The following is a 16,632-nucleotide window of genomic DNA, read 5'->3' on the forward strand; positions in this document are numbered from 1 at the left end:
CTGTGAATGCCCTGCAGCAGGTACCCAGGGCCCTGGGCCGTCTCACCGTACGGCGCACTGGATACGGTCCGAGCCGCAGGACAGGCCGGGCACACTGGCTGCATGACCACACCATCTGCGTCCACACCGCCCCGCCCCGCCCCGGGCACCCCGATGCGGATAGGCCTCGTCGGCGCGGGCCCATGGGCCCGCATGACCCATGCCCCCGCCCTCGCCGGACACCCCGGAGTCGAGCTGAGCGGCGTCTGGGGCCGCCGTCCCGAAGCGGCGGACGCGCTCGCCGCCGCCCACGGCACCGAGGCGTACACCGGCGACGAGGGCATCGACGCGCTCCTGGCCGTGAGCGACGCGGTCGCCTTCGCCGTGCCGCCGGACATCCAGGCACCCCTGGCCGCACGCGCCGCGGCCGCCGGCTGCCACCTGCTGATGGACAAGCCGGTCGCCACGACGGTGGCGGGCGCGCGCGAGGTCGCCGAGGCCGCGGAGCGGGCCCAGGTCGCCTCGGTGGTCTTCTGCACACTCCGGTTCGCCGCCGGGACGGCCCGGTGGATCGCCGAACAGGCCGCGGCGGGCGGCTGGTTCACGGCCCGGGCCCAGTGGATCGGTGCGCTCTACGCCCCGGGGACGAACAACGAGTTCGCCGCCTCCGCCTGGCGCCGGGAGAAGGGCGCCCTGTGGGACGTCGGCCCGCACGCACTCTCCGTCCTGATCCCGGTGCTGGGAGACGTGACGGAGGTCGTGGCGGCACGCGGACCGGCCGACACCACGCACCTGCTGCTCCGGCACACCTCCGGTGCGTCCAGCACGGTGACGCTCGCGCTGGACGCACCGGTGGGCGCGGTGGGGACGGACGTCGAGTTCAGGGGCGAGCACGGAACGGCCGCCCTGCCTCCGGGGTTCGACGACGCGCTCGGTGGGTTCCGGGCGGCCGTGGCCGCGCTGGTGGAGGCGGCGCGTACGGGAGTGGCGCACCCCTGCGACGTACGGTTCGGGCTGCGGCTCACGGAGCTGCTCGCACAGGCCGAAGCGGGACTGGGGCCGGTGCCCGCGCGCTCCTGAACCCCGGCTCCCGCCGGCTCAGCCCACGCGCTCGATGCGGGCGTTGCGGATCAGGAACTTGCCGGGCTCGCGGACCTGCTCGAACGCGGCGTTGTTCAGCAGGGCGCAGCTGCCCGACACGGAGGTGACCTGCACGGTCGTCGCCTTGTCGTTGTCGAGGTTGGTCACCTTGAGCTCGGTGCCGACGGGGAACTGGCTGCTGGACGCGGCAGGGGCGCCGCCCTCGCCGGAGAGCGTCACGGTGGACCCCGCGCACACGACCTCCCCGGCCGCCTGGTCCCCTCCACCGGGCGGCGCGGCGTCCGTCGGTTCCTCGGCCGGAGCCTCCGGCGCTTCCCCGGCCGGCGGCTCCCCGGGCTGCGAGGCGGCAGGGGGCTCCGCCGGGGGAGCGGCGGGCGGAGCGGCCTCGCCCGCGCATCCCGATGCGGCCTGCTGGAGCCGGATCTGGGCGAGGACCGCCTCCCGGTTCTCGATCCGCGCCTGGGACTGGGCGTCCGGATTCGCCCGCTGACCGGCGATGAACTGCTCGTTGTTGCTCAGGGCCGTGGCCAGCCCCGTACAGACGACCGACGAGGCGTCCGCCGACGGCGACTGCGACGCCTGGCTGGTCCCGGCCAGCACGGCCGCGGTCCCTCCGGCGAGCGCGACGGCCCCGGCGAGCAGGGCGAGCTTCTTCTTCCGGCCGATGGTCTTCTTGCGTGACACGTAGGGCTCCTGTCCCCGGCCCGGAGCGCGGGCTGCACTCCGGCCGGTGCGGTGCGTGTGTGTCCCTACGTACGGGTAACCGGCCTGTTCGTTTCAACGGCCGGCCCGGTGTCACTCCGGAGGCAGTGCCCGGCACAGCGCGGCGAGCGCCTCCTCGTACCCGTGCTCGGGCGGGGTCGCATAGCCCACGACCAGCCCGTCCCGCCGTGCTCCGGCGCCGACGGCGGCCGGGTGCAGATAGGAGGAGAGCCCGTCCACCGCCAGCCCCTGCCAGGCCGCGGCCCGCACCACCGAACGCTCCGTGCCGCGCGGCAGATCCAGGACCGCGTGCAGTCCCGCGGCGATCCCGGACACCCGGACATGCGGGGCGCGCCGCTCCAGAGCCGCCACCAGCTGATCACGGCGCCGCCGGTGGCGCTGGCGCATCCGGCGCACCTGACGGTCGTACGATCCCGACCCGACGAAATCCGCGAGGGTCAGCTGCTCCGTGGCGCTCGACCACTGCTCCCGCTCACCCTTCGCCGCGAGGACGCCGTCCACCAGCCGTTCGGGCAGCACCATCCAGCCGATCCGCAGCGTGGGGGAGAGGCTCTTGCTCACGGACCCGAGCAGCACCACATGCTCGGGATCGAGTCCCTGCACCGCGCCCACCGGCTGCCGGTCGTAGCGGAACTCCCCGTCGTAGTCGTCCTCCACGACCAGACCGCCGGTCGCCCGCGCCCAGTCGACCGCGGCGGCACGGCGCTCCGGATGCAGCGGGCCGCCGGTCGGGAACTGGTGCGCCGGGGTGAGCAGCACCGCCCGCTCCCCCCGCCCCAGCTCCCCGATCCGCGCACCGTGTTCGTCGACGGCGACCGGCCGGGTCCGCACCCCGTGACCGGCCAGCAGCTCACGATGGAACGGCAGCCCGTAGGCCTCGACCGCCCACGGCCCGCCCACCACGTCCGCCAGCAGCCGCAGCCCGTGGGCGGCGCCCGAACAGAGCACGATCCGCTCGGGTGAGGTCCGCACGCCTCGTACCCGGGCCAGATAGGCGGTCAGGGCCTCGCGCAGCTCGGCCCGCCCGTGCGGATCACCGGGCCCGAAGGCGTCGTGCGGGGCACGGTCCAGTGCCCGACGGGCCGAGGCCAGCCAGGCGGTCCGCGGGAAGACCGAGGGGTCCGGCTTCCCCTGGACGAGGTCGTGGACCGGCCGGGCGGTCCGCTCGCGGGTGCGCTGCCGGTAGGTCCGGCTGAGGGGCACGGCCCTCTCGGCGACCCTGGTCCCCGAGCCCTGACGGGCGGCCAGCCAGCCCTCGGCGACGAGTTCGGCGTAGGCGTCGGCCACGGTGTTGCGGGCCAGCCCGAGATCCACGGCGAGCGAACGGTACGGCGGCAGCCGGGTTCCCGGGGCGAGCCGGCCGCTCGTGATCGCCTCGCGCAGCGCCCGCATCAGAACGGCCCGCCGGTTGCCGGTGCCCGACAGTTCGAGCGGCAGATCACTGCCCAGGATCTCCGCAGAATTGACCCATGAATCCGCCACTGAAATGCACCCCGTAACCAGTCACTGAACCTCGTAGATTCGTACCCATGACGACGACAGAGATCAAGCCCGCCACCACCGCATCCCCGACCGCCTCCACCGTCCGGCTCAACTTCGCCAAGGTGGCCCCCAAGGTCTTCCGCGCCGTGATCGGCCTCGACGCGGCGGCCCGCGAGGGCCTGGACCCGACCCTGGTGGAGCTGGTCCAGATCCGCTCCTCGCACCTCAACCACTGCGCGTACTGCCTCCACATGCACACCTGCGACGCCCGCAAGGCGGGCGAGAGCGAGGAGCGGCTGCACATGGTCGCCGTGTGGCAGGAGGCGGAGCACTTCTTCACGGCGAAGGAGCAGGCGGCCCTCGCCCTCACGGACGCGGTCACCCGCGTCGCGGACGCCGGAGTGCCCGACGCGGTGTACGAGCGCGCCGCCACGCACTTCGAGGAGCAGGAACTGGCCCAGCTCCTGGCCCTGATCCTCACGATCAACACCTGGAACCGCATCGCCCTCGCCACGGCCAAGCGCGCGGGCACGGACGAACGCTGATCCGGCTACATCAGCCGGGCCCTGAGCTCCAGCCAGGCCTCAGCCTCGGCCCGCAGTTCCGGGTCGCGGACGTGGGGCAGGTGCTCACGGGTGGCGAGCGAGAGGCGCTTGGCCTCCCGGGAGAGGTTGATCACCGTGATGTTCTCGCGCGAGTACGCCGTTGTGTCCCGGGTCGCCACGTCGGCCCGGGACACCGGGATGCCGTCGAGGCAGGCGCGTACCGTCTCGTCCGGCGGCAGCAGCCCGGACCGGGCCAGTTGGAGCAGGGACTCCGCACGGCCGACGGCCCCGGCCGCCTCGCACTTCCGGAGCAGCCAGAGCCCGAGCCCGGCCCGGCGGGCCCGCTCCTCGTCCGTGCCCCCGGCGTCCCTCCGGCCGGAGGCCACCCACAGGAACCACCACCAGGCCGCGCGCTCCTCCGGCTGTTCCGGACAACGCCGCACGGCCCACCGCTCCCGCGCGTCCGGGTCGAGCCCCGCCAGATGCGCCACCCGGTCCCGGAGCGTCTCCGGCGACCAGGGGGCCCGCTCGCTCCGGGGCCCCGGCCCGAACCATGCCGGCGCCGAGAGCTTGAGTACCGCCCCGTCCTCCTCGTCGACCAGCAACCCGACCCCGCTGTCCTCACGTACGAAGCGCCGGCACCCCAGCCCGTCCGGGGCCACCTCGACGAGCGGGAACCCCAGCCGGTCCAGAGCCGCCGCCAGGTCATCGACGAGCAGGGGCACTTCGAGCCGGTGCGCCTGCACCATGACATGGAGCCCCTGCCACGGCGCCTTCGGCGAATCCCGTTGCCAGGCGAACTCGGCGAGGCTGTAGGAGCGCAGCAACAGGCCCTTGCGGCGGCTCTCCGCGTACCCGTCCCCGAGGAGCGCGGTGACCTCGTCCGGGGTGGAGGTGGCGTCCGCGCCGTCCACGGTGCCGCTGACGACGAAGCCGGTACAGACACTCATGCCGGGAGCGTCCGGGACACTCCCGCTCACCGCCCGAGCGCGTCCCGTACGGCGTCCTCCGACCGCGCCACCACAGCGGTCCCGTCGTCGGCGGTGATGATCGGCCGCTGGATCAGCTTCGGGTGCTCCGCCAGCGCCGAGATCCACCGCTCGCGCGAACCGGCTTCCATCGGCCACTCCTTGAGCCCGAGCTCCTTCGCGACGGCCTCCTGGGTCCGGGTGATGTCCCACGGCTCCAGCCCGAGCCGGTCGAGGACCGCCCGGATCTCGTCCGGGGAGGGCACGTCCTCCAGGTAGCGGCGGACGGTGTAGTCGGCGCCCTCGGCGTCGAGCAGATCGACTGCGCTGCGGCACTTGGAACAGGCGGGGTTGATCCAGATCTCCATGGGGCCAAGGGTACGGGAGGGATCCTCGAAAAGGCCTCTGGCCAGGGGCGATTGTCAGTGGCGGGCAGTAAAATGGAGGGAGTTCGTGAGGGTTCCACCACCGTGCCAGGAGGTTGCCGATGGCCGTTGCCACAGTCACGACCGAGCCGCTGAACAAGCCGCTGCGGAAGAAGCCGCTCCCCGCGGGCAGGCCCCGCGAGTGGTACGTCTCCCACAACCGTCGCCTCAAGGCCATGCGCCTGGCGATAGCCCTGCTCGACACGGGCGTCTACCACCCGTCGAGCGCCGACAACGACAGGATCCGCGCGACAGCCGAACGCCTCGCCATCCACCCGCCGTCCGACACCACCTGCCGCATGGTCCGCGCCCTGATCCGCTACGGCCGCTGACAACGGCGCCTGTGCCCCCGGAGACCGGGGGCACAGGCATGTCCCGTTCCGTGGGAGGAGGCAGGAGGGGGAGACGGGTGGGGGGAAGGCGGTGTCAGACTGCCGCCATGTCACTCGCCGACCTGACCTTCGACCACTGGCGCGCCCTGGACCGGGACACGGCCGCGCGCCACGCCGGGGAAGCCGCACGCCGGGTGGACGGCCGGCTCGTCCGGCTGGACAGCACCCCGCACCTCGGAGGTGTCCTGCACCGCGCCGTCGTCGAACGGGCGGGTGAGGAATACGCGTTGATACCCGGGGGCCGGGTGACCGTCGGCTTCGATCCGGACGCCTGGCAGCCGATGCCCGAGCAGCTCGTCTCGTACCGGGAGGAGAGCCTGGGCGGAGGCTTCGGCTTCGACGAGGACCCGCGGGCCCACCTGGCCCGCGTGATGACGCCGCGGCGCACGGTCACGCTCCCCACCGTGCTGATGGCGGTGGAGCCCGGAAAGCTCCCCGAACTCCCCGGCCTGGTACCGGCGCTGCTCGCCGAGGGCGGTCTGCGGCTGCCGGCCCCCGACGAGTGGGAGCACGCCTGTGGGGCGGGGACGCGGACGCTGTTCCGCTGGGGGAACGACTGCCCGGCGGGCACGCAGCCGTACGGCAGCGGACCAGGACCGCAGCACGGGCCCAACGCCTTCGGTCTGCGTATCGCCTTCGATGTCTACGACACGGCCGAGATGACCTCGGACCCCGGTTCCGTATACGGCGGGGACGGCGGGGAAGCGGTCTGCGGGGGCTACGGCACCTTCCTGGAGTGGCTGCCGCTGGCCACCGCCAACCACAACCCGTCGATGGCGGACTTCCTCAACGGCCCCGAGGGCGAGGACGTGTTCGAGGACTTCAACGTCCGCCCGGTGATCGATCTCGGCTGACGAGCGACAAGGTGTGGCGTGTCACAGACAACGTGGCGGCGCTGTGGGAACTTCAACTCTGTTACTCCCCAGTTGAGTTATCGACGCGCGCGTGGAGAGGGTCGAATTGAGCACTCTGCAAGCCATCACGCTCGACCAGGTGGTCGACACGGACCGCTACCCCCTGTCGGACCCCGGAAGCGTCGAGGGGCAGGCGGTGATCGACAGGGCCCGGCGCGAACTGGCCACGGTCGGCTGCACCGTACTGCCGGACTTCATCCGCCCGTCGCTCCACGACGTCCTTCGCCAGGAGTGCGCAGCCATCGCACCCCAGGCGTACTTCGACGTCGAGACCGTCAACGTCTACAACATCGCCGTGGACGCGGACCTCCCCGAGGACCACCCGGGCCGGCGTACCTTCCAGCGGGGCAACGCGTTCGTCGCGCGCGACCGCATCCCCGAGGGCGCCCTCATCAGCCGGCTCTACACGCATGAGGTGTTCCAGCGCTTCGTCGCCGACTGCTTCGGACTGCCGCGGCTGCACGAGCTCGCCGACCCGCTCTCCGGCCTCGTCCTCAACGTCGTGCGGCCGGGTATGGAGCACCCGTGGCACTTCGACACCAACGAGTACACGGTGAGCATGCTGACCCAGCAGGCCCGGTCCGGCGGTGACTTCGAGTACTGCCCGAACATCAGGACCGCCGAGGACGAGCACTTCGACGCCGTCCGCGACGTACTGGACGGCCGCACCGAGGGCGACCGGCTGCCCCTGCGCCCCGGCGACCTGCAGCTCTTCAAGGGCCGCTACTCACTGCACCGCGTCAGCCCCGTGCGGGGCGACGTGGCACGCCACTCCGCGATCTTCGCCTACAGCGAGCGCCCCGGCGTCATCGGGAGCGTGGCACGCACCCGGCAGCTCTTCGGCCGCGTCCTGCCCGCGCACCTGGCCGCCGAAGGCCGGGCCGTACGGGGCGACAAGCTGCTGGACTAGCGGGCGGCCCGCGCAGACCGTTCCTGCCCCGCCCCGCGAACCACGGAGGAGTAAACCCCTTGCGTTTCGACGCGAACGGAAAAGTCTCGCTCGACCACATCTACACCGCGCCCGACCCGCGCACGTACTTCCAGGTGCTCCGCCCCCTCGGCTACTGCGTCCCCCAACAGGCCAAGCCCTACTTCGAGAAGCTCATCAAGGAGTACCGGGAGTCCGAGGAGGTGTCCGTCCCGACCATCCTGGACATCGGCTGCTCCTACGGGATCAACGCCGCCCTGCTGAAGTACGACGCGACGATGGACGAGCTGTACACGCGCTACGGCGACGCCGCAGAGATGTCCCACGAGGAGCTCCTGGCTCGCGACCGTGACCTCTCCCGCTCCCGCAGCCCCGCGCACGGCCTCCGCTTCACCGGCCTGGACGCCTCCACCAGCGCACTCGCCTACGCCCGCGCGGCCGGATTCCTCGACGAAGCGGTCCACGCCGACCTGGAGCGGAACGACCCCACACCGGAGCAGCACGCCCGGCTCACCGGGACGGACATCGTGATCTCGACGGGCTGCATCGGCTACGTCACCGAGCGGACCCTCACCCGCGTCGTGCGGGCGCAGGGCGAACGGCGCCCCTGGATGGCGCACTTCGTCCTGCGGATGTTCCCCTTCGACCCGGTCGAGGACGCCCTGGCCGGGCTCGGTTACCGCACCGTGCGGGTCGACGACGTCTTCAAGCAGCGGAAGTTCGCCGACCCGCAGGAACAGACACGCGTGCTGGACAGCATGGCGGCGGCAGGAGTGGATGCGCGGGGCCTGGAGGAGGAAGGCTGGATGTACGCACAGCTCTACCTCTCCCGCCCCAACTGACACCCGCCACCCTTCCCACCAACCGAAAGCAGAGCCGAATTGAACGTCAGCCAGGAAGTTGCGGACAGCGCCACCTTCGCCCGGGAGGGCGACCTGCCGCGTGTGCCGCTGCCCACGCTCGAGGCGAGCTGCGAAAGGTTCCTCGCCTGGAGCGCACCGCTCCTGACCGCCGAGGAACGGGCGGCGACCGAGGCCGAGGTCGCCGCCTTCCTGCGGCCCGACGGACCCGGCCGGGTCCTGCACGCGGCGCTGGAGGAGTACGACGGCACGGAGGGCGTGCACAGCTGGCTCGACACCTTCTGGCCGTACCGCTACCTCGGCCGCCGGGACCGGATCGCGCTCAACGCCAACTTCTTCTTCCTGTTCCAGGACACCGGCCAGGGCCAGCTCGACCGGGCGGCCGGCCTCGTCGCCGGGGCGCTCAACTACAAGCGGCAGCTGGACGAGGGCCTCATCGCGCCGGTGGAGCAGCGCGGAGTGCCGCAGTCCATGGTGCAGAACAAGTACCTGTTCTCCACGACCCGCATCCCCGGCGTCCCACTGGACACCGTCCGCGCCCCGTACAGCGACAGCGCGCCCGGCCCCTCCACGGCCCGGCACATCGTCGTATTCTTCCGGGGCAGCATGTTCCGGCTGGACGTCCTCGGTGAGGACGGTGCCCCGCACAGCCTCGACGAGATCGAAGCCGGACTGCGCGCCGTGACCAAGGCCGACGTGCACACGGACGAGGCGGACCGAGCCGGCCACCTCACCAGCATGGCGCGCGCCGAATGGGCGGCGGCCCGGGACACCCTCCTCGCCCACCCCCGCAACGCCGAGACACTGGACGACATCGAGACCGCGCTGTTCTGCGTCTGCCTGGAGGACTTCGCACCCGGGGACACCAAGGCCACCTGCGACGAACTGCTGTACGGGGACCGGGGCAACCGCTGGTTCGACAAGGCCGTCTCCTTCGTCGTCTACACCGACGGCCGGGCCGGCATCAACGTGGAGCACTGCGAGCTCGACGGGACGACCATCCTCAGCTTCACCGACGCGCTGCTCAGCACCCCGCCCGAGGAGCACGCCGGCCAGTCCGGCGCCCGCGCGCAGGGACAACCGGTCCCGCAGCCCCTCGTGTTCGAGCTGGACGACACCCAGCGGGCCCAGGTGCGGTCCGCCGCCGAGTCGTTCGCCGCGTACGGCGCAGCCACCGCCACCAGCACGGTCTCCTTCGACGACTTCGGCAGCACCGCGGCCAAGGCGCTCGGCGTATCACCGGACGCGTTCGTCCAGACCGCCTACCAACTGGCCCACCAGCGCGCCAAGGGCCACCTCGGAGCCACGTACGAGTCGATCGCGACCCGCCAGTTCCGGCACGGCCGCACCGAGGCGATGCGCGTCGTCACCCCCGAGATGCCGGCCTTCGTGGCGGCGATGGACGACCCCGCCGCCGACCGCGACACCCGCCGCGCCGCCTTCCGCGCAGCCGCGACCGCCCATGTGACCCGTGCGAAGGAATGCCAGGCCGGGGACGCCCCCGAACAGCACCTGTGGGAGCTGGAACTCATCCAGCGCCGCCGCGGTGCCGAGCTCGGGATCACCGAACAGCCCGCCCTGTACCGCTCACCGGGCTGGCTCACCATGCGGGACGACTACCTCAGCACCAGTTCGGCCCCGTCGGAGAACATCCAGTACTTCGGCTTCGGCTCCACGAGCAGCAAGTGCATCGGCATCGCCTACGTCCTGCTGCCCGACCGCTTCAACCTCTACCTGAGCACCCCGCTGCCGGTGGCCGCCCAGATGCACGCCTTCGCGGACCGCCTCCGCGAGGCGGTCGCGGAACTGCGCGAGCTCCTGGCGGGCTGACAGCCCACGCAACGGGCAGGCGGCGAGCGTCCGAAACGGCTCAGCCCGCCGCCTGCCCACTCCGGCGGGCCTTCACCGCCATGACGATCGGCGTGGGGTCACCGTGCTCGGCGAACCGCTCGAGCGCGAGACCGGCATCGAGGAAGCCATGGAGGAGGCCGGACAGCGGCAGGTGCCCCGCTCCGACCTTGTCGCGCAGGCCCCGGTCCGTCCACGAGGCCGTGGTCCAGTCCGCGTCGAGATATCCGGGACGGACCACGACGGCATCGGCATCCGTACGGTCGGCGAACCCGCCGCAGAAACAGGGATGGACACCGATGTGCACGAACACCCCACCGGGCCGTAGCACCCGGGCCGCTTCGTGGAGCACGGCCGGGTAGTCGGGCATGTCGGTGTGCACCATCACCGCGACGACGGCAGCCACCGATCCGTCGCGGATCGGCAGCCGCGCGGCGTCTCCCTGCGCGACCGGCAGGCGGCCGCGCGCATGGCGCAGCATTCCGGCGGACAGGTCGACGCTGACAGGGGCCCAGCCGAGCTCGCGAAGCCGTGCGGCGTGGACGCCGGTGCCGCACCCGATCTCCAGACAGGCGGCCCCTGCTCCCGCGCCGAGGAGCTCACCCAGGAGATGACCGAGGCCGCGGGGGTTGCCGGCAGTCGCTCCGGCCGCCGGGCCGCCGAGGAAATCCCGTTCGTACCAGTCCGCGATCCGGTCGTACGCCGCTGTCCGCGTCATGGGGTGGTCCGTTCGCCGGGGAGTCCGTCGCCTCAGTACTGCCCCGTCGGGGGCGCCCTGTTGCCGGTTTCGCCGGCGGCGGAACGGCCCGACCTGCGAGGAGGGTTCTGCGTGCGGGCACGGAAAAGGCCGTCGGCCGTGTCCTCCCGGGCGGGGAGGAACACGGCCGACGGCCCACGGACGGCCCAGGCGAGCGGAAAGCCGCTCCTGCCCGTGGCCTTCCTAGATGTCGAAGTACAGCTCGAACTCGTGCGGGTGCGGGCGCAGCTGGATCGGGGCGATCTCGTTCGTGCGCTTGTAGTCGATCCACGTCTCGATCAGGTCGGGCGTGAAGACGCCGCCGGCCTGGAGGTAGTCGTGGTCCGCCTCGAGGGCGTCGAGGACCGCCGGGAGCGAGGTCGGGACCTGCTGGACGCCCGCGTGCTCCTCGGGGGCCAGCTCGTAGAGGTCCTTGTCGATCGGCTCCGGGGGCTCGATCTTGTTCTTCACGCCGTCCAGGCCGGCCATCAGCAGGGCCGAGAACGCCAGGTACGGGTTCGAGGACGGGTCCGGGGCGCGGAACTCGACGCGCTTCGCCTTCGGGTTGGAGCCCGTGATCGGGATACGCATCGCGGCGGAGCGGTTGCGCTGCGAGTACACCATGTTGACCGGTGCCTCGAAGCCCGGGACCAGGCGGTGGTAGGAGTTCACCGTCGGGTTGGTGAAGGCAAGCAGCGACGGGGCGTGCTTCAGGATGCCGCCGATGTAGTAGCGGGCCATGTCCGACAGGCCGGCGTAACCCTGCTCGTCGTAGAAGAGCGGCGTGCCGCCCTGCCACAGCGACTGGTGGACGTGCATGCCCGAGCCGTTGTCACCGAAGATCGGCTTCGGCATGAAGGTCGCGGTCTTGCCGTTGCGCCAGGCGACGTTCTTCACGATGTACTTGAAGAGCATCAGGTCGTCGGCCGCGGCGAGCAGCGTGTTGAACTTGTAGTTGATCTCCGCCTGGCCGGCGGTGCCGACCTCGTGGTGCTGGCGCTCGACCTGGAGGCCGTTCTTGTCCAGCTCCAGGGAGATCTCGGCACGCAGGTCGGCGAAGTGGTCGACCGGCGGGGTCGGGAAGTAGCCGCCCTTGTAGCGGACCTTGTAGCCGCGGTTGTTCTCCTCCGACCCGGTGTTCCAGGCGCCGGCCTCGGAGTCGATGTGGTAGAAGCTCTCGTTCGCCGACGTCTGGAAGCGGACGTTGTCGAAGACGTAGAACTCGGCCTCGGGGCCGAAGTACGCGGTGTCGGCGACACCGGTCGAGGCGAGGTAGGCCTCGGCCTTCTTGGCCACGTTCCGCGGGTCACGGCTGTACTGCTCGCCCGTGATCGGGTCGTGGATGAAGAAGTTGATGTTGACAGTCTTGTCGCGGCGGAACGGGTCGACGCGAGCCGTCGAGATGTCCGCGCGGAGCGCCATGTCGGACTCGTGGATGGCCTGGAAACCGCGGATCGACGAGCCGTCGAACGCGAGCTCCTCGTTCGGGTCGAAGACTGCCGCCGGGATGGTGAAGTGCTGCATCACACCGGGCAGGTCGCAGAATCGGACATCGATGAACTTGACGTCTTCGTCGGCGATGTACTTCTTCACGTCGTCGGCGTTCTGGAACATCCAACTCCTCCTACTCCCGACCCGGAGAAGGGCGGGGTTGCAGCTCTTTCGTGCGGCCAGTGCGGTGGCACACGCTGGACCCGACCATAGGCAGGCAGGATTTCTCAAGCATGACCCATTTGTTTCGCCCAAGTTAACCAGGCCGGTCGTCAGCGGCACCTCAGCGACGTTTATGAGTGCCCCGCCCGGCCAGGAGCAAACACGGGCGCAGTACCGTGGACGGGTGGACAACAGGCAAGCAATCGGATCGTGGCTCTCGGGGCCACGCGCGGCGGCCGAGGAGATGGGCGCCGACTTCGGTTACCGGGGCGAGCGCCTCGGTCTGCCCCAGGAAGGCCCGGGGTCCGTGGCCCCGCTCGGCCGGCGCTTCGGGGCACTCTTCATCGACTGGACCGTGTGCATGGTGATCGCATACGGGCTGCTCGCTCAAGGTGACCAACAGGTGGCCGGGAACTGGGCGCTGGGCGTCTTCCTCGTACTGAGCCTGCTGACGGTGGGAACCATCGGTTCCACGCCGGGCAAGCGCATCCTGGGCCTGCGGGTCGTCGCCGAGGGCGGCGGGCGGCTCGGCACCGGGCGGGTGATCGTCCGGACCGTGCTGCTGCTCCTGGTCATCCCCGCCCTGGTCTGGGACCGCGACAGCCGCGGCCTCCACGACCGGCTGGCCCGTGCCGTCCAGGTACGCATCTAGAAGACGTGGACCGACGAGGGCGGCCCCGGACGATCACGTCCGGGGCCGCCCTCGTTCCGTACTGAGTACGTCAGCGCATCAGCGCATCTTTCCGCCGCGCGGCATCCGCATGCCCTTCGGCATCGGGCCCTTCGGCAGCGGCATGTTGCTCATCAGGTCGCCCATGGCCCGCAGCCGGTCGTTGGCAGCGGTGACCTGCGCGCCCGTCAGCACCCGCGGGAGCTTCAGCATCTTGGTGCGCACCTTCTTGAGCGGCACCTGGCCCTCGCCGTCGCCGACGATGATGTCGTGCACCGGCACGTCCACCACGATGCGGGCCATCTTCTTCTTCTCCGCCGCCAGCAGGCTCTTCACCCGGTTCGGGTTGCCCTCAGCGACCAGCACGATGCCCGCCTTGCCGACGGCCCGGTGGACGACGTCCTGACTGCGGTTCATCGCGACCGCCGGAGTCGTGCTCCAGCCGCGGCCGACACGGTCCAGTACGGCCGCCGCGGCGCCCGGCTGTCCCTCCATCTGCCCGAAGGCCGCGCGCTCGGCACGTCGTCCGAAGATGATCGCCATTGCGAGGAGGGCCAGTACGAAGCCCAGGATGCCCGCGTAGACCGGGTGATCGATCAAGAAACCGATCGCGAGGAGGACACCGAAGGTGACGATTCCCACACCCGCGACGACAAGACCGATCTTGGGGTCTGTCCGCCTGGTCATCTTGTAGGTCAGGGCGATCTGCTTGAGCCGCCCCGCGTTCTCGGCGCTGTCCGCGCCTTCAGTGGTGTTTGCCTTCCTCGCCATGTACTGAAGTTTACGTGGCCCCGGACTGACCTAGGAACGGCGGTCGGCCACAGCCTCCAGTACATGCTGTGCCTCGACCCGGTCCTTGGCCCTGCGGCGGTCCTCGAGGACCGCCGTCCAGGCGTTCCGGCGGGCGGTGCGCTGGCCGCTGCTCATCAGCAGCGATTCGACGGCGCGGAGTGCGGTGGTGACGGACGGGATCGCGTTGGCTCGTACCGGCGCGGCGTGCATCGTGGTCGTTCCCCCTCGGAGCGGATGCGCGCACCCGGCGCGCACTGGGTAGCGGGAAGCAGTGACTGCGACGGCCTCGGGGGCTGCCGCTGTATGTGTACCTAGGGTCACTGCTTGGTGTTACCAGTGCATGACCGGTCGGTCAAACACCAATGAAACCCTGATTTCGGCGCCGCGCACGCCGACGCGGCCCATACGGGCTCCCGACCTGCGGGGAGCGTACGGGCCGCGTCGAATCGGCCATTACTGCTCAGTAGCTTCTTGTGCGCGGATTCACACGGGCCGGGCGGTCACGGTCGCTCACGCGACGGTCGCGCCCCGGGCCTCCATCGCCTGCTTGAAGAGACGGCCGGCGCGGTACGAGGAGCGCACCAGCGGCCCCGACATCACGCCGGAGTAGCCGATCGCGTCGGCCTCGTCCTTCAGCTCCACGAACTCCTGCGGCTTCACCCAGCGCTCGACCGGGTGGTGCCGCGGGGTGGGCCGCAGGTACTGCGTAATCGTGATGAGCTCGCAACCCGCGTCGTGCAGGTCCTGGAGCGCCTCGCTGACTTCCTCGCGGGTCTCGCCCATGCCGAGGATCAGGTTGGACTTGGTCACCAGACCGGCCTCACGGGCCCGGGTGATGACCTCCAGGGAGCGCTCGTAACGGAAACCGGGGCGGATCCGCTTGAAGATGCGCGGCACCGTCTCGACGTTGTGCGCGAGCACCTCGGGGCGCGAGGAGAAGACCTCGGCGAGCTGCTCGGGAACCGCGTTGAAGTCGGGGATCAGCAGCTCCACCTTGGTGGCGCCGGTCGCCCGCTCCGCGGTCTGGGCGTGGATCTGGCGCACGGTCTCCGCGTACAGCCAGGCGCCGCCGTCCTCCAGGTCGTCGCGTGCGACGCCGGTGATCGTGGCGTAGTTCAGGTCCATGGTGACCACGGACTCGCCCACACGGCGGGGCTCGTCACGGTCGAGGGCCTCGGGCCTGCCCGTGTCGATCTGGCAGAAGTCGCAGCGCCGGGTGCACTGGTCGCCGCCGATGAGGAAGGTCGCCTCGCGGTCTTCCCAGCATTCGTAGATGTTCGGACAGCCGGCTTCCTGGCACACGGTGTGCAGACCCTCGCTCTTCACGAGCTTCTGCATCTTCGTGTACTCGGGGCCCATCTTCGCCCGGGTTTTGATCCACTCCGGCTTGCGCTCGATGGGGGTCTGGCTGTTTCGGACCTCCAGGCGCAGCATCTTGCGCCCGTCGGGTGCGACACCGGACACTCCGGCACCCCTTTGCTTTCGCTGCATTGGATTCTTCGGCGAACACCAGGGTACGCCCGTGGTTAGAACGGCCTTACGTCTGCCCAACCTGTGGCCGACAGGGCCTATTCCCGGCCCTGCGCTCAGGCGGGGGCGACCGCGGTCGCCGAGGCGGCCGTCCCGACGGTGCGGGGCGCGAGCTCCGCGTTCTCCAGGATGTCCCTGAGGTGCCTCTCGGCGACCGGCAGCACCTCCGCGATCGTGACCTCCCGGCCCAGCTCGTACGAGAGCGACGTCACGCCCGCGTCCCGGATGCCGCACGGCACGATCTTGTCGAACCACGTGTTGTCCGGGTTCACGTTCAGGGCGAAGCCGTGCATGGTCACACCCTTGGCGACCCGGATGCCGATCGCGGCCAGCTTGCGGTCCTCGCGGCGCTGGCCGGCGTTGGACGGCGCGTACTCGGGGCCGTTCAGCCGGGCGTCGAACTCCTCGTCGTGCAGGCGGGGGTCGAAGTCCAGGGACAGTCCGCCGAGCGCGGGGCGCTCCTCGACCGGGTCACCGAGGACCCAGACACCGCTGCGGCCCTCGACCCGGGAGGTCTCCACACCGAAGTCGGCGGCCGTACGGATCAGGGCGTCCTCCAGCCGTCGCACATGGGCGACGACGTCGACCGGCCGCGGCAGCTTCTGGATGGGATAGCCGACGAGCTGGCCCGGACCGTGCCAGGTGATCTTTCCACCGCGGTCCACATCGATGACAGGAGTGCCGTCCAGAGGGCGCTCGCTGTCGGTCGTGCGCCGTCCCGCTGTGTAGACGGGCGGGTGCTCGAGGAGCAGGCAGGTGTCGGGTACGGAGTCCTCGAACCGGGCCGCGTGCACCTCCCGCTGCTTCTGCCAGGCCTCCTGGTAGTCGACCGCTTCCTCGCCGAATCCCAGACGGACGAACCGCAGCTCACTCACTTCGGGTGCCTCCCTATTCGGGTGTCGGGAGGCCGGGGGGTGTCCCCGGGACCACGGCACCATGCACTGATATGCGCCCTCAGCCACTGTACGACCGCTCGGGGGACAGCCGTCCGGCAGGTCGCACCCGGCCGTCCCGTCAGCGATGCCCACAATCCTCACACGATCGGATGAATGTGGAGCGAAGGTCGCTGGGGCGGCCGCCGGGACC

The 16,632-nt window shown here is 70.9% G+C and carries 18 protein-coding genes; 8 read left to right on the forward strand and 10 right to left on the reverse strand.

What is annotated here, in order from left to right:
* The first annotated feature begins 102 nt into the window (after positions 1 to 102).
* The gene (locus tag OG257_RS27605; RefSeq protein WP_329211797.1) at positions 103 to 1,059 is read left to right on the forward strand and encodes a Gfo/Idh/MocA family protein; all 957 of its coding nucleotides are present in this window, start codon (positions 103 to 105) and stop codon (positions 1,057 to 1,059) included.
* Between the two features lie 18 nt (positions 1,060 to 1,077).
* Here OG257_RS27605 and OG257_RS27610 read toward each other — a convergent pair whose 3' ends face one another.
* Positions 1,078 to 1,764, reverse strand: a complete 687-nt coding sequence (locus tag OG257_RS27610; RefSeq protein ID WP_329211799.1) for a hypothetical protein — start codon at positions 1,762 to 1,764, stop codon at positions 1,078 to 1,080.
* 111 nt (positions 1,765 to 1,875) lie between these two features.
* Positions 1,876 to 3,285 carry a MocR-like pyridoxine biosynthesis transcription factor PdxR gene (gene pdxR, locus OG257_RS27615; protein ID WP_329211801.1) on the reverse strand — a complete coding sequence of 470 codons (1,410 nt, stop codon included), beginning with the start codon at positions 3,283 to 3,285 and terminating at the stop codon, positions 1,876 to 1,878.
* Between the two features lie 47 nt (positions 3,286 to 3,332).
* Between pdxR and OG257_RS27620 the strand changes: the two genes are divergently transcribed.
* On the forward strand, positions 3,333 to 3,830 hold the full coding sequence (locus OG257_RS27620) for a carboxymuconolactone decarboxylase family protein (protein ID WP_329211803.1): 498 nt from the start codon (positions 3,333 to 3,335) through the stop codon (positions 3,828 to 3,830).
* Positions 3,831 to 3,835: 5 nt separating this feature from the next.
* Here OG257_RS27620 and OG257_RS27625 read toward each other — a convergent pair whose 3' ends face one another.
* Complete coding sequence (locus OG257_RS27625; RefSeq protein ID WP_329211805.1) at positions 3,836 to 4,780, reverse strand: hypothetical protein; 945 nt, start codon at positions 4,778 to 4,780, stop codon at positions 3,836 to 3,838.
* A 26-nt stretch (positions 4,781 to 4,806) separates the two neighbouring features.
* Positions 4,807 to 5,166: an arsenate reductase family protein gene (locus OG257_RS27630; protein ID WP_329211807.1), complete on the reverse strand. Its 360-nt coding sequence runs from the start codon at positions 5,164 to 5,166 to the stop codon at positions 4,807 to 4,809.
* Positions 5,167 to 5,285: 119 nt separating this feature from the next.
* On the opposite strand from OG257_RS27630, the gene OG257_RS27635 reads away from it, so the two are divergent.
* The 5 genes from OG257_RS27635 (at position 5,286) to OG257_RS27655 (ending at position 10,147) form a co-directional block, all read left to right on the forward strand.
* Positions 5,286 to 5,555 carry a hypothetical protein gene (locus tag OG257_RS27635; protein ID WP_329211809.1) on the forward strand — a complete coding sequence of 90 codons (270 nt, stop codon included), beginning with the start codon at positions 5,286 to 5,288 and terminating at the stop codon, positions 5,553 to 5,555.
* Between the two features lie 107 nt (positions 5,556 to 5,662).
* Entirely contained in the window at positions 5,663 to 6,469 is an 807-nt protein-coding gene (locus tag OG257_RS27640) for a hypothetical protein (protein ID WP_329211811.1), read from the forward strand.
* A gap of 106 nt (positions 6,470 to 6,575) precedes the next feature.
* Positions 6,576 to 7,439, forward strand: a complete 864-nt coding sequence (locus OG257_RS27645; protein ID WP_329211813.1) for a HalD/BesD family halogenase — start codon at positions 6,576 to 6,578, stop codon at positions 7,437 to 7,439.
* A gap of 59 nt (positions 7,440 to 7,498) precedes the next feature.
* Entirely contained in the window at positions 7,499 to 8,299 is an 801-nt protein-coding gene (locus OG257_RS27650) for a class I SAM-dependent methyltransferase (RefSeq protein WP_329211814.1), read from the forward strand.
* Between the two features lie 39 nt (positions 8,300 to 8,338).
* Positions 8,339 to 10,147, forward strand: coding sequence for a choline/carnitine O-acyltransferase (locus OG257_RS27655; RefSeq protein ID WP_329211816.1), 1,809 nt, complete (start codon positions 8,339 to 8,341; stop codon positions 10,145 to 10,147).
* A gap of 40 nt (positions 10,148 to 10,187) precedes the next feature.
* Here the strand turns inward: OG257_RS27655 and OG257_RS27660 are convergent, their stop codons facing one another.
* Positions 10,188 to 10,883: a class I SAM-dependent methyltransferase gene (locus OG257_RS27660; protein ID WP_329211818.1), complete on the reverse strand. Its 696-nt coding sequence runs from the start codon at positions 10,881 to 10,883 to the stop codon at positions 10,188 to 10,190.
* A gap of 222 nt (positions 10,884 to 11,105) precedes the next feature.
* The gene (glnA, locus tag OG257_RS27665) at positions 11,106 to 12,515 is read right to left on the reverse strand and encodes a type I glutamate--ammonia ligase (RefSeq protein ID WP_329211820.1); all 1,410 of its coding nucleotides are present in this window, start codon (positions 12,513 to 12,515) and stop codon (positions 11,106 to 11,108) included.
* 223 nt (positions 12,516 to 12,738) lie between these two features.
* On the opposite strand from glnA, the gene OG257_RS27670 reads away from it, so the two are divergent.
* Positions 12,739 to 13,206, forward strand: coding sequence for an RDD family protein (locus tag OG257_RS27670; RefSeq protein ID WP_329211822.1), 468 nt, complete (start codon positions 12,739 to 12,741; stop codon positions 13,204 to 13,206).
* A gap of 78 nt (positions 13,207 to 13,284) precedes the next feature.
* Here OG257_RS27670 and OG257_RS27675 read toward each other — a convergent pair whose 3' ends face one another.
* The 4 genes from OG257_RS27675 to lipB all read right to left on the reverse strand — a co-directional run bounded on the left by OG257_RS27675 (position 13,285) and on the right by lipB (position 16,421).
* A complete protein-coding gene (locus OG257_RS27675) occupies positions 13,285 to 13,995 on the reverse strand; it encodes a DUF4191 domain-containing protein (protein WP_329211824.1) in 711 nt (236 codons plus the stop codon).
* A 30-nt stretch (positions 13,996 to 14,025) separates the two neighbouring features.
* Positions 14,026 to 14,226 carry an SCO2195 family GlnR-regulated protein gene (locus tag OG257_RS27680; RefSeq protein WP_329211826.1) on the reverse strand — a complete coding sequence of 67 codons (201 nt, stop codon included), beginning with the start codon at positions 14,224 to 14,226 and terminating at the stop codon, positions 14,026 to 14,028.
* Between the two features lie 300 nt (positions 14,227 to 14,526).
* The gene (lipA, locus tag OG257_RS27685) at positions 14,527 to 15,480 is read right to left on the reverse strand and encodes a lipoyl synthase (RefSeq protein WP_329211828.1); all 954 of its coding nucleotides are present in this window, start codon (positions 15,478 to 15,480) and stop codon (positions 14,527 to 14,529) included.
* A gap of 122 nt (positions 15,481 to 15,602) precedes the next feature.
* Entirely contained in the window at positions 15,603 to 16,421 is an 819-nt protein-coding gene (gene lipB, locus OG257_RS27690) for a lipoyl(octanoyl) transferase LipB (protein ID WP_329211830.1), read from the reverse strand.
* Between the last annotated feature and the right edge of the window lie 211 nt (positions 16,422 to 16,632).

The organism is Streptomyces sp. NBC_00683 (genome assembly GCF_036226745.1).
Lineage (GTDB): Bacteria > Actinomycetota > Actinomycetes > Streptomycetales > Streptomycetaceae > Streptomyces.

What these genes read in the sequence shown, in the direction of transcription:
- OG257_RS27605 (WP_329211797.1), top strand. Translation starts at nt 103, where the DNA reads ATGACCACACCATCTGCGTCCACACCGCCCCGCCCCGCCCCGGGCACC.
- OG257_RS27620 (WP_329211803.1), top strand. Translation starts at nt 3,333, where the DNA reads ATGACGACGACAGAGATCAAGCCCGCCACCACCGCATCCCCGACCGCC.
- OG257_RS27625 (WP_329211805.1), bottom strand. Translation starts at nt 4,780, where the DNA reads ATGAGTGTCTGTACCGGCTTCGTCGTCAGCGGCACCGTGGACGGCGCG.
- OG257_RS27630 (WP_329211807.1), bottom strand. Translation starts at nt 5,166, where the DNA reads ATGGAGATCTGGATCAACCCCGCCTGTTCCAAGTGCCGCAGCGCAGTC.
- OG257_RS27635 (WP_329211809.1), top strand. Translation starts at nt 5,286, where the DNA reads ATGGCCGTTGCCACAGTCACGACCGAGCCGCTGAACAAGCCGCTGCGG.
- OG257_RS27640 (WP_329211811.1), top strand. Translation starts at nt 5,663, where the DNA reads ATGTCACTCGCCGACCTGACCTTCGACCACTGGCGCGCCCTGGACCGG.
- OG257_RS27660 (WP_329211818.1), bottom strand. Translation starts at nt 10,883, where the DNA reads ATGACGCGGACAGCGGCGTACGACCGGATCGCGGACTGGTACGAACGG.
- glnA (WP_329211820.1), bottom strand. Translation starts at nt 12,515, where the DNA reads ATGTTCCAGAACGCCGACGACGTGAAGAAGTACATCGCCGACGAAGAC.
- OG257_RS27675 (WP_329211824.1), bottom strand. Translation starts at nt 13,995, where the DNA reads ATGGCGAGGAAGGCAAACACCACTGAAGGCGCGGACAGCGCCGAGAAC.
- OG257_RS27680 (WP_329211826.1), bottom strand. Translation starts at nt 14,226, where the DNA reads ATGCACGCCGCGCCGGTACGAGCCAACGCGATCCCGTCCGTCACCACC.